10 protein-coding genes are annotated in these 12,693 nt (G+C 37.2%); 5 read left to right on the forward strand and 5 right to left on the reverse strand.

Annotation, left to right across the window (positions count from 1 at the left end; all coding sequences use genetic code 11):
- Positions 1–10 precede the first annotated feature (10 nt).
- Entirely contained in the window at positions 11–565 is a 555-nt protein-coding gene (locus tag AACU95_RS14340) for a lipoprotein (protein ID WP_004247972.1), read from the reverse strand.
- 41 nt (positions 566–606) lie between these two features.
- Positions 607–1,809 carry a multidrug efflux MFS transporter MdtH gene (gene mdtH, locus AACU95_RS14345; RefSeq protein WP_012367855.1) on the reverse strand — a complete coding sequence of 401 codons (1,203 nt, stop codon included), beginning with the start codon at positions 1,807–1,809 and terminating at the stop codon, positions 607–609.
- Between the two features lie 194 nt (positions 1,810–2,003).
- Here mdtH and rimJ point away from each other — a divergent pair, with 194 nt between their 5' ends.
- From rimJ to AACU95_RS14360, 3 genes are all read left to right on the forward strand, one after another.
- On the forward strand, positions 2,004–2,585 hold the full coding sequence (gene rimJ, locus AACU95_RS14350; protein ID WP_004251376.1) for a ribosomal protein S5-alanine N-acetyltransferase: 582 nt from the start codon (positions 2,004–2,006) through the stop codon (positions 2,583–2,585).
- A 170-nt stretch (positions 2,586–2,755) separates the two neighbouring features.
- Positions 2,756–4,291, forward strand: coding sequence for a murein biosynthesis integral membrane protein MurJ (gene murJ, locus AACU95_RS14355; RefSeq protein ID WP_004242702.1), 1,536 nt, complete (start codon positions 2,756–2,758; stop codon positions 4,289–4,291).
- Positions 4,292–5,330: 1,039 nt separating this feature from the next.
- The gene (locus tag AACU95_RS14360) at positions 5,331–5,603 is read left to right on the forward strand and encodes a hypothetical protein (protein WP_004247976.1); all 273 of its coding nucleotides are present in this window, start codon (positions 5,331–5,333) and stop codon (positions 5,601–5,603) included.
- Between the two features lie 137 nt (positions 5,604–5,740).
- Here AACU95_RS14360 and argS read toward each other — a convergent pair whose 3' ends face one another.
- Complete coding sequence (argS, locus tag AACU95_RS14365) at positions 5,741–7,471, reverse strand: arginine--tRNA ligase (RefSeq protein ID WP_004242704.1); 1,731 nt, start codon at positions 7,469–7,471, stop codon at positions 5,741–5,743.
- Positions 7,472–7,643: 172 nt separating this feature from the next.
- On the opposite strand from argS, the gene AACU95_RS14370 reads away from it, so the two are divergent.
- Both AACU95_RS14370 and cutC read left to right on the forward strand, forming a co-directional pair.
- Positions 7,644–8,198, forward strand: coding sequence for a VOC family protein (locus tag AACU95_RS14370; RefSeq protein ID WP_004242708.1), 555 nt, complete (start codon positions 7,644–7,646; stop codon positions 8,196–8,198).
- Between the two features lie 166 nt (positions 8,199–8,364).
- The gene (cutC, locus tag AACU95_RS14375) at positions 8,365–9,117 is read left to right on the forward strand and encodes a copper homeostasis protein CutC (protein WP_004242710.1); all 753 of its coding nucleotides are present in this window, start codon (positions 8,365–8,367) and stop codon (positions 9,115–9,117) included.
- 55 nt (positions 9,118–9,172) lie between these two features.
- Here cutC and AACU95_RS14380 read toward each other — a convergent pair whose 3' ends face one another.
- Together AACU95_RS14380 and AACU95_RS14385 are read right to left on the reverse strand one after the other, a co-directional pair.
- A complete protein-coding gene (locus AACU95_RS14380; RefSeq protein ID WP_141191965.1) occupies positions 9,173–10,762 on the reverse strand; it encodes a phosphodiester glycosidase family protein in 1,590 nt (529 codons plus the stop codon).
- 354 nt (positions 10,763–11,116) lie between these two features.
- Positions 11,117–12,679: an ATP-binding cassette domain-containing protein gene (locus AACU95_RS14385; RefSeq protein ID WP_161737102.1), complete on the reverse strand. Its 1,563-nt coding sequence runs from the start codon at positions 12,677–12,679 to the stop codon at positions 11,117–11,119.
- Positions 12,680–12,693 lie beyond the last annotated feature (14 nt).

Genomic DNA, 12,693 nt, shown 5'->3' on the forward strand with positions numbered 1-12,693 from the left:
CATTTTGTGATTAAAGTTGGATCACAAACTTACCCGGTTTAACTTCAATCCCTTTTGCTAATTTAAAGGCAGCCGCTTCTGCACTATTTTTTTCAGGGTTGAGCACATAAACAGGCTGATTATCAAAATAAGTCGCAATAGTCGTATCTAAGTAAGGTTTTAATGCCATTACAACCGGCTCCATTTTTTCAGGAGACACTTTATAGCTATCAATTTTCATTGACTTGATATATATCGCCCCAAGCTCTGCTTGATAAAAGGGTTGGCCTGATAAAGTTAAATTCACATTCGCGCCAGTTTTGCCAAACAAAGAATCAATTTTAAGAGAAGCACTACCAGAAAAGCTCACTTTTCCAGGCTCAGTACGACCAATTTGGATCGCTAAATCACTTAATGTGATATCGGCAGAAACAACACCGTCTTCCCCAATGTGTTTTTGTAATCCCGATTTTTGACTCAGATAGTCATTAATTACCTTTTCACTGACATCAAATTGTCTGATTTGATCACAGCCAGTCACTAAACTAGTTAATACAAATAAAGCAGTCAAAAAAATAGCTTTCATACACACTCCTTGATGGTAAACACGCTAAGTGTACCTGATCTCTATGGGGTAAGCATGGCTGTTTCAATTTTTTTACGATTAAATTGTCGATGTAGTGCGTAAAGGGTGATAAACCCTATTGAGCCTAATAAAAACCAAGGTAGTTCAGGCAGTTCAAGTTGTTTGCCAATATCATACATCCATCCCCCTCCGGTATAGCCAATCGCGCCACCAAAAGCTAACCCTAATCGACTAAAACCCATATAACTGCCTCGAGCACGAGGATCTGCTAAAGAGGCACTTAATGTTTCTCGAGCAGGCTCTGCGGTAATAGTGCCTAGGTAAAATAGGGTGATAATAAGAAATATGGCATGTAATGAGTGGGTGATCCCCACAGGAAACATACTGATACTCATCAAAAATAATCCTGCCATTAAGCGTTGTTCTAGGCGAAAATGTTTTTCACTCCAACGGGCAATAGGATAAAGCAGTGTTAATGATAATAAAGCTTCAATTGCATACATCCATTTTACTGCGCTAGGGGTGCCGGCAATTTCATTAACAACGATCGGAAACATCAGCATAACTTGTACCGATAGTACAAAATATCCCGTAAGAGTAAGAACATACTGAACAAAACGTTTATCAAGAATAACGCGTTTTAGCCCTTCTTTTATCGGTGTTCTCGTGGTTGATATACGATAGGCAGGTAGTAACCAAGCATTAAAAATAGCCGCAAGAACGAATATGCCAGCGCCAACCCAACAAACTAAATGGAAATCATAAAGGAGTAACCAACTGCCAATTAAAGCCCCAATAACGGCACCCGCACTATCTTGCATTAATAATAAAGAATAAAACCGACCCCGTTCATAAGGGCGAGTTAATTTTATCACGAGGGCAGTTCTTGGCGGATCAAATAAAGTGCCACCGAGTGCAGATAAAATACAAGATAACCAAAGGATCCAAGGTTTATCCGCTAAAGCCATTAATGCAAAGCCAAGAGCACGTAATAGCATACCGGTAATAATCATCGGCTTAGCACCAAATCGGTCGGCGATGGCACCGCCAAAAATACCTAAGCCTTGCTGAACAAGTTGTCTTAACCCAAGGGCAAAGCCGACAATCACACCCGCCCAGCCTAATTGCTCAACAAACCGAATTGATATTAAAGGGAATACGACAAAAAATCCTAAAACAACCAGCATATTGTCAAGGAGGAGAAAGTATTTCCCCAAGGTGCGAGCTTGTGTTACCAGTGCCATTATTCACCATAAGTTAAACAAATGATTTAAAATAAATAAAAGGGAGGGCAAAGACAGAGCTTTGTTTATCTATTCTGTCTGTTAATTTTATTAATTGATAGCTTATTATAGATGATATTTTTTTATTGATGATAATGCTAGAAATAGTAGGATTACTTCAGAATAAGATTAATCAAAAATACAACAGGACTGATATGTTTGGTTATCGTAGTGGGATCCCTAAAGTTCGTTTTGAAACGAAAAGAATGATCGTTCGCTTAGCTTATGAAAGAGATGCAGAGAAGTTAGCTAATTACTATACACTAAACCGCCATTTCTTGATCCCTTGGGAGCCAGTAAGAGATAAATCGCACTATTTACCTTCAGGGTGGGAGCACCGCTTACTTTATATAAATGAATTGCATCGCCAAGAGAGTGCTTTTCATTTTCTATTATTGACGCCAAAAGAAGATGAAGTCATTGGGGTCGCTAATTACAGCAATGTCATGCGTGGTGCTTTTAATGCCTGCTTTTTAGGTTATTCAGTCGGTGAGAAGTGGCAAGGGCAAGGCTATATGTCAGAAGCATTGCATGAAACATTACGCTTTATGCAACGTCAACAAGGAATGCATCGTATTATGGCAAATTATATGCCTCATAATTTACGCAGTGGTAATTTATTGGCTAAACATGGCTTTGAACGAGAAGGTTACGCTAAAAATTATCTGCAGATAAATCAAGAATGGCGTGATCATGTACTTACCGCATTAACAACTCGTCCTTTTCCCAAAGGATAATGGCGAATATACATTAAAATATTGAGTTTTTTGACTAAGGTGAACTATTTTTTGATCAAAAAAACAGTTAAGTGTATTCCTAGCAAGTTGATGATTGATTTTTCAGTGTGAGAGACGGAGTATAGTCTCTTTCTTTTTATTCCTTACCACAACAAACACTAGAATGAACTATGAATTTACTTAAATCACTGGCTGCAGTGAGTTCGATGACGATGTTTTCACGAGTACTGGGCTTTATTCGTGATGCGATTATTGCGCGTATTTTTGGCGCAGGTATGGCAACCGATGCTTTTTTTGTTGCTTTTAAACTACCTAATCTATTGCGACGCATTTTTGCCGAAGGCGCATTTTCACAGGCATTTGTTCCTATTTTAGCTGAGTATAAAAGTCAACAGGGAGAAGAGGCAACTCGTACCTTTATTGCTTATGTATCGGGAATGCTGACGTTGATCTTAGCGATTGTCACAGTAATAGGGATAGTTGCCGCACCGTGGGTTATTTATATTACGGCACCCGGTTTTGCTGATTCAGCGGATAAATTCCAACTCACAACGGATCTATTGAAAATCACCTTTCCCTATATTTTATTAATTTCATTAGCATCATTAACAGGGTCTATTTTAAATACTTGGAATCGCTTTTCTGTTCCAGCTTTTGCACCTACGTTGTTAAACGTGAGTATGATCTTTTTTGCTCTCGTTGTTGCTCCTTATTGTGATCCACCTATTATGGCGCTTGCTTGGGCTGTTTTAGCAGGAGGAATTTTACAGTTGGGGTATCAACTTCCGCATCTGAAAAAAATAGGGATGTTGGTATTACCGCGGATCTCGTTTAAAAATAGCGGAGTGTGGCGTGTTATTAAATTGATGGGACCCGCTATTTTAGGGGTTTCTGTCAGCCAAATTTCGCTGATCATCAATACTATTTTTGCCTCATTCTTGGTGTCTGGCTCAGTCTCTTGGATGTATTACGCCGATCGCCTAATGGAACTTCCTACTGGTGTGTTAGGGGTGGCATTAGGAACAATTCTATTACCTTCATTATCTAAAAGTTTTGCCAGCGGCAACACACAAGAATATCAGAAATTAATGGATTGGGGATTAAGGCTTTGTTTTTTATTGGCTTTACCTTGTACCTTGGGTTTGGCTTTATTATCAGGCCCTTTAACCATTTCGTTATTTCAATATGGTAATTTTAATGGGCATGATGCTCTAATGACTCAACAAGCATTAGTGGCGTATTGCATTGGGTTAATGGGGTTAATTATTATAAAAATATTAGCACCGGGCTTTTATTCTCGCCAAGATATTAAAACCCCGGTTAAAATTGCCATTGCAACGCTTATTTTGACTCAATTAATGAACCTTGCTTTTGTTGGGAGTTTAAAGCATGTGGGACTGGCTCTTTCGATTGGATTAGCCGCTTGTTTTAATGCAGGAATGCTATTTTGGCAAATCCGTAAACAAGATATTTATCAACCATTAGCGGGTTGGCCTATCTTTTTATTAAAACTTGCTATTGCGTTAGCTGTGATGAGTGCTGTATTAGTCGGCATGCTATGGGTGATGCCTGATTGGCAACAAGGGAATATGCTAATGCGTATTTTACGTTTATTACTTGTTGTTGTGGCAGGTGCCGCAAGTTATTTTGTCACTTTATATGCTGTTGGATTTAGACCGAAACATTTTTCTCTACGCGCATTATAATTTTATTGTCAAACTGGCGCCCCACTGAGTGTAACAAAGTGGGGCGTTGTCTATTTATTACCACTATTTAACATCACCTATAGTTAGTGTTTTTCTCTTATTTTAGACAAAAAATATTGTTATCTAGATCACATTTATACCATGTAATTTACGCAATAAAATACATGATTAAATTTTCTAGCGAATAGTCGTGAAGGAAAACAAGAGATAAACATTTATTTTTTTATTAATTTTTTTTCTGTCAAATAAATAAATTTTCCATTTTTTGCCTATATTAGCCCATATTTAACCATTAATTAATAAGAAAAACTTAACATATTTTAAAGGTGATGGGTTTAGACAAATTGTGTACTTTAAGTAATATTTTACATAAAGTAAAAAAATAGACGCTATTTTCTAGCAACTTACGCTTTGACAAATTATCTTTTTTTAGATAAACTCTCTTGTGTTGTTTAGGTTTAAAAATTGACACATCTGTTAAATATTTCTTACTAAATGATGAGATATTACGAATATTTCAAAATGTTGAGCTATATTTTAAAACATTTGAATTCTTTGATTTGAGACATATTATTATTTTTTCATTCAGGTAGATTAACAGTGACTGTAAAGTTATTTGCTTGTTATCGTTCAGTACTACTGAAAGCAATCATATCTATTTTGTCTGCGCTTCGGATAGATAATGCGATTGCTAGGGATAAGCAGTGAACAGTAGATTGTGTTAATAATGAAATTTATTTTGGATCTGTGATTGGTAAGTAGTTATAACTACTCATTTTAGGTCTAAAACCTGATAGTGGTTTTTTCATTTCTCCCGTCTTTGTTTTCTGTTTTTCCCTCTCTTTTCTTATTCTTGAATACCTTTCTTTATTTTTTCTATTAATAGCTCTATAACGCAAATTATTTTCTATCTAATTTATTATAATTAACTAAGCTATCAAGCGTTATAACCGTTGAATATGTAGAATAAAAACTACTAAATAATCATTTAACGAGTATTTTATCACACTAAAAAATAAAGTGTGTTTTAGGAGCGATTATGAAAAAGGCCATTATCCTTTCGGTATCATTAGCCACATTATTTCTTGCTGGTTGCACTGCAGATGGAAAAATCAAAACCTCTCAACTGACACCTGTTAACTGTGTCGGCGTATTTAATAAAACTAATGAACAAGTCAGCTTTACGGCAAAAGATGTTGATCAGCGCTTATACAGCCCAGATAAGCCAATAGACAGTGTTGATGGTTGGATTGATGTTAAAGATGTTTCTGGTCTTCTCTGTGAGGATGTGATCACGGCTAATGAAGACTAGTGAAGGCATGGTTTATTGTTAGTTAAGATAGTAACGGTTAATCAATTCGCTATTAAGTTTCTATCTATTAAGTTTCTATAATGAAAAACCGATGGTGATTTCACCATCGGTTTTTTTAGATAAATATAATGGCTTAATTACATTCTATCGACAGTTTCAATACCTAAAGTCTCTAAGCCTTGCTTTAAGGTTCTTGCTGTTAAACGTGCTAGCTTAAGACGGCTTTGGCGTACATTGTCATCTTCGGCCGATAGAATAGGGCAGTTCTCGTAAAAACCTGAGAAGGACTGCGCTAAATCATATAAGTATGCACACATCACATGAGGTGTACCTTCACGTGCAACCTGCGTGATAGTCTCATCAAACTGTACTAAACGTAGTGCCAGTTGTTTTTCATGAGGCTGTGTTAATGAGATAGGCTGGGTTAATGCGCTTTCATCTATTTCTGCACGTTTAAAGATAGAGGCAACACGAGTATAGGCATATTGCATATAAGGTGCAGTATTACCTTCAAAACTTAACATCAGATCCCAATCGAAAATATAATCGGTGGTTCTGTTTTTTGATAAATCTGCGTATTTAACAGCACCAATGCCCACTACACGAGCAATATTATTTAATTCCTCTTCATCCATATCAGGATTTTTTTCGCGAATTAATGTTAATGCTCTTTCATGAGCCTCATCGAGTAAGTCAGTTAAACGTACTGTGCCACCCGAGCGCGTTTTAAATGGACGCCCATCTTTACCTAACATCATGCCAAACATATGGTGTTCGAGTGACATACTATCAGGAATATAGCCTGCTTTACGGACGATAGTCCAAGCCTGCATTAAATGCTGATGTTGACGTGAGTCGATGTAATATAATACGCGGTTTGCATGTAATTGTTCATGGCGATATTTAGCACAGGCAATATCCGTTGTTGTATAAAGGTAACCACCATCTTTTTTCTGAATAATGACTCCCATTGGTTCGCCTTCCTTGTTTTTATATTCATCAAGGAAAACAACAGTAGCGCCTTCACTTTCAACAGCAAGACCTTTTGCTTTAAGATCAGCAACAATACCCGGCAACATTGGGTTATAAAGACTTTCACCCATAATATCATCTTCAGTTAAAGTGACATTAAGGCGTTGATAAGTTAGCTGATTTTGTTGCATTGTGATATCGACAAGCTTGCGCCACATAGTACGACAGTATTCATCACCACCTTGTAGTCTAACGACATAATTACGGGCACGTTCAGCGAATACTTCATCTTCGTCATAACATTTCTTAGCTTCACGATAGAACTCTTCGAGATCCGCTAATGCCATATCTGCGGCATTTTCATTTTGCTTTTTCTCTAAATAAGCAATCAGCATACCGAATTGCGTACCCCAATCACCAAGGTGATTAGCGCGAATAACATTATGACCTAAAAAAGAGAGAGTACGTGCGCTGGCATCACCAATAATGGTTGAACGCAAGTGACCCACATGCATTTGCTTTGCAACGTTAGGTGATGAGTAGTCAATCACAATCGTTTCAGGGGTTACCTTGGTAATATTAAGGTGCTCATCCGCTAATGCGAATTCAGCTTGTTGTGCAACCCAAACGGGTGATAAGAAGATATTGATAAAACCAGGGCCTGCTATTTCAACTTTATCTGCAATATCTGTGATATCAAGGTGTTCCAGAATTTTTTCTGCGAGTTGTCGGGGTGGGATACCCATTTTTTTTGCCGCTCCCATGACACCATTCGCCTGATAGTCACCAAATTGCACTTTAGCTGACTGACGGACAAGTGGTTCGCTATCAGCAGGGGCGCCAGCAGCGCTCATCGCCATACTGATTTTTTCTGAAAGAAAAGCCTGAATATTCACCGGGTTACCTTAAATTATTGAGAAAATAAAACCTGACGACATTAGCCAGACAGGTTTTTATAAAGAATATGAATTTAACCTTGAATTTATAACATATTCTAGCTAGAACATGCTACTATCTGCGCCTTATCTTTAAGGGTTTTTCTCTGTTTTTTCTCTTAGGTTACTTATCATGGTGCTTTTTTCCGCAATTCCTTTCTTAAATAACTTAACGCAAGAGCTTCCTCTATTTGCAAAAAATTTAACTCTACTGGCGAATAAACTATCCCTCGACCTTGATGCTTATCAAACCGATCATATATCGTTACGTTGTCACGATTTGGCGTTAGCAGAACAGTGGCGTAATGGCTTAAGTCAATGTGGCGAGTGTATTTCAGATAATATGATTAATGGGCGACCTATTTATCTCTTTAAGCTAGCCTCACCTTTAACACTGTTAGGCCAGCAAATATCTATTGTTGAGTTACCTTATCCAACAGATAAAAAATACCAATATCAAGGTTGGGAACATATTGAACAGGTAATAAATGTTGCCCCTGAAAAATTAGTTGAAAAGGTGATGACATTATTACCCCATCCTTTACCTGAAGGGATTAAAATTAAAATAAGTGAACCTAAAGCTGAAAAAGAACGTTTACCTAATCCAACCGTTGCCATAACCGATGGTATCGTTACCATAAAGTATCACCCATATTCCTTACTGAAAATTGTAGAAAGTGAGTGTTGAACAACATTTTTAGAAAATAAATTGCTTGTATCAGCACAAAATTCTGATATTGGAATTGAATGAGTAACGATATTCGACAACTATTATTAACAATTACTGATAGTAGTTGCTGAGAAATATCGTTATTTTCTAATTGCTTTCTGTATTAAGGATAGAGAGGGGTGGTATGGCAAAACTGGAGATTTGCTGCTTTGGTGCAGAATGCGCACTGATCGCAGAACGTTCGGGGGCTGATAGAATTGAGCTGTGTACAAGCCCGTCAGAAGGGGGTGTAACACCGAGTTATGGAATATTAAAACAAGTCATAGATCTCGTTCGTATCCCCGTTCATCCTATTATTCGTCCGCGTGGTGGTGATTTTTGTTATAGCCAAGCCGATTTTGCTGCGATGAAAAACGATATCAGTATGATCCGTGATATGGGGTTTTCCGGTGCTGTGGTTGGTATATTAAATGAAGAAGGTCACATTGATTTACCTAAAATGGCGATTTTGATGGAATTAGCAGGGCCTTTAGCCATTACGTTTCATCGCGCTTTTGATATGTGTATTAATCCATTGCTAGCGTTAGATCAGCTGACTCAATTAGGTGTTGCTCGTATTTTAACTTCAGGTCAGCAAGCTAATGCTGAATTAGGCTTACCTCTATTAAGAACACTGAATGAAAAAACCCAAGGGCCGATTATCATGGCGGGGGCGGGAGTTCGTTTAAGTAATATTCAGAAATTTTTAGACTCGGGATTACAAGAGATCCATAGCTCAGCGGGCAAACAAGCACCCTCGACAATGAATTATCGTAAAGCGGGGGTCACCATGAGTTCAGACAGCGAAGTGGATGAATTTACCCATTATTGTGTGGATGAAGATGTGGTGGGGGCAATGAAGGACATTATGAGTATTTATACAACATCTGTTAATTAATATAATCTTTTATATATCGAAAGGGAGTGATAGTGTTTCACTCCCTTTATTAAACTTATTGACCAATAGCTAGATTATTAATAGCCAGACCAATCCAAGATGGAACGGGGCGATGTTTTCCGTCAGGTTGTGTTATCAAAGAGCACCACAAACCTGCTTCGTTACAAGATGAATCAGGCCTTGTATCACCTCTCACTGTGAATTCATCTGCCTTTAAAGCCAGCGCAGCTGAACCACCGCCATCTAACTCCATAGATTGCGCAATGCTAAGGCCATAATATAAATGATGCAGATCATTGCGGCTTATTCCCTCTCTATAACTACCACCTTGGAAAATATAAATAAGGCTATTGTTATCATCGGCACCCATTGCGAGTCGGGTTGTCTCTGAATCGCCAGAATCAGGGGTAGGAAGCGGTGTTAATCCGCGAACAGGTAAACCGGAGCCTGATATAGCAATAAAGTGATATCCTGATAAAGAGAGTTCATTGGCATACAGTTCAATCGCAGGATCAGATACTTTTTTGCTATAGTAGATATCTATCCTAGATGTTTGATCTAACACCCAAAACAGTGCATCTAATGCGATTTGCTCATTATTGTTATTGATAAAGTAATTAGGCCCTGCAAAAAACTGATTGGGCTCGTTATGAGTACCATGAGTGGGCCCTTGCGCGATATTATCGTAATATATCCCTAATGGTACTGAGCAAAGATTACTCTGCCAAGTGGTGTTATTGAGTTGAGGACGAACATCAAAATAGTTTGCATTTAAAGCCACTAACGGTTTATCTAGTTTGTTCCATGCCTGTTCTGGGGTATAAAGCTCCGCAGTCTGTGAAGTGCCATCCTGTGTTTTAGCATTTGTATTACCTTCGCAGCGGGCTGCCTCGCCTTGATGAGTATCACCTAATAGATGAGGAATAAGGTATTTTTCTTTTTCATGGATCCTAGGAATAATCAGTAGATTGCCGTTATTGGCTAATGTATAGGTTCCTGAGCCTGCATTCATTGGAATTTCATAATGACCACCAAAAACGATATGACTTGGTTTTCCAGTTGTTAATGTTTCTGATTTTGCATTCTCAATGAGAGAAAGCATTGCATTATAGGTGATATGAGATTCGATATAAGCCTCGCCATTACGAGCATTATCCCCTGTTATCTGAAATGAACCTACTGCTTTACCATGATCCCTAAAAATAAGCCATATCTGTTTTATATCTACGTTATAATCCCCCGAGCGCACTGCGCTAAACTGCAATCTCTGCACATGTTCATCTATGTTATTAATATTTTCTGTTGATCTTATTTCTTGTGTTTTCCCTGTTAATTTATGAGTGGCATTGGCGATAATATCAATAGTTATCCCATCGTATTTCGCCCCTTTAAAGGATATCTTGTGTAGATAAACATCGATAAATAATGGTCTTAGATCTTTTCTATCACAAATATCAGTACTTAACTTTAAACTGACCGATTTATTATTGATATTTCGATTAGACATATTCACTTCTTTTCTTCCCCAGCAATTCCATTTTGCTGCTGGCGCGGGACTATTATCTTGCTTTGATGGCATAGTGGCAGAGAAGGCAGGAAATATACTGCACCCTATAATAATGGCTAATAAATAATGTTTTAACATAAAGTTTTCTCCATTTGGCTAACAATAATTTGATAAAAATTAAAATAGATCCTCATTAATAATGAATAAGTTAAAGATTAAAGTTAGCAAATGTTTTACTGCTTTTTATATTATAAAATTCCTCACAGTGGAGAATAATATTGAAATAGTGTTTATTGAGTTAAGTTTTATAATTAACAGACTGTTAAAAATAAATATCCAAAAAATAAAATAAAACAATAGAAACTGCTAATAATATTTATCGTTAAGATTAAAAATAAAAAGATTATTAGTAGTAAAGACGCTAAAATTTTTTATTGCTTCTAGCGTCTATACTGTTTTAACGTGGGGGTTAATTAGTTTGGTATGTTGCTATTAGAGTAATAATGTATTTGTTATACCACATTGTTTAACAAAATCTTCATCGTGAGAGATTAATAATAATGTTCCTTGATATTGAGATAATAAATTTTCCAATAATTGTTTAGAGTCTAAATCTAAATAATTATCTGGTTCATCTAATAATAAAACGGCAGGGGGTTGAGGACTATAAATTAATGCTAATAGTGTTGCTTTTAATTGCTCACCGCCACTGAGTGTTCCTAAAGGAAATAAAGACTTGTTACCTCGAATACGTAACATACCCAGTTTTGTGCGCCACTGCTCAATGGTCATTAATGGCTGATATTGATATAACGCTTCAGCAACGGGTAATGATTTATCTAATAAAGTTAAATGTTGATCAAGATAGCAATAATTTGGGTTGAGACGATATTCGCCGGATAACGGGGATAGCTTGCCCATTAAACATTTTAATAAGGTTGACTTACCGCTGCCATTTTTACCTTGTATATACCAATGTTCACCACCATAAGCGGAAAAGGAGTAGGGAGTTTGCTTGCCAAAAGGTAAAACAAGCTCTGTGGCAAATACATTTAACCGTTGGCCATCACCTTGATAGTTTAATATTAATTTTTGCTGATGAATATGAGTTAACTCTTGTTCTAACTGTTGTTTTTGTGACTGCATATCATCCATAACGCGCTGATGTCGTTTAGCTATTGATGACTGTTTTTTCTCAGCTCGATTGGTTTGCATATCAAGAAGTAACAGTGATTGAGAGCCGCTGTTTCTTATCTTTTCACCTTGTTTACGTCGCTGTAATGCTTTTTGTAATGTTACATGTTGTTGGCGTTTTTCCTGTTTTATTTGACTATTGATACGCTCATTTGCAGCTTCGATTGAGGCTATTTGCGCATTTTTTTGTGTTTCATAAAGCGAATAATTACCGCCATATTCTTGTAAGCCTTTTTCACTCAGTTCAAATATATTTTCAGCATAAGATAATAAATGTCGATTATGGCTAATAAATAATACACCTGATTTATGCTGCATTAATTGTTCAACGAGCCATTGCTGACCTTGATGATCTAGATGGTTATCTGGTTCATCTAATAATAGAAAATGATCGTCATGTAAAAAAGCCTGACATAATGCTAAACGCGTTTGCTCACCACCACTTAAGTGGGGAATAGGTGTATCAAGTGAAACCGGCAGTTGTGCTGAATGAAGTAAATTTTGCCAAGTCATGGGCAAATGCCACTTATCTTCAAGTAACTCAAAATCTTCTAATGAAGCACTGCCGTTATCAACCCGTTTAAATGCTTGAAAAAAAGTATCTATACCTAAAGCATCAGCAATGGTGTTACCTGTTAGGCGAGTAAGCTGATCGACATGAATAAAAGGCATACGCCACATGATATGGCCTGATGAAGGCAATAGTTTTTGTGCTAACAATTTTAACAGCACCGATTTTCCTTTACCGTTCTGACCAATTAAAGCATTTCTTTGGCAAGCCAGTGAATGAGTCAGCGGTGGGAAAAGCGCTTCTTGATTGAATTCAATATTAAGCTGAGAAAATTGACAGGCGATCGTCATAATTAAGCCTCCTA

Source organism: Proteus sp. G4415, from assembly GCF_963896075.1.
In the GTDB taxonomy this organism is placed as follows: domain Bacteria; phylum Pseudomonadota; class Gammaproteobacteria; order Enterobacterales; family Enterobacteriaceae; genus Proteus; species Proteus mirabilis.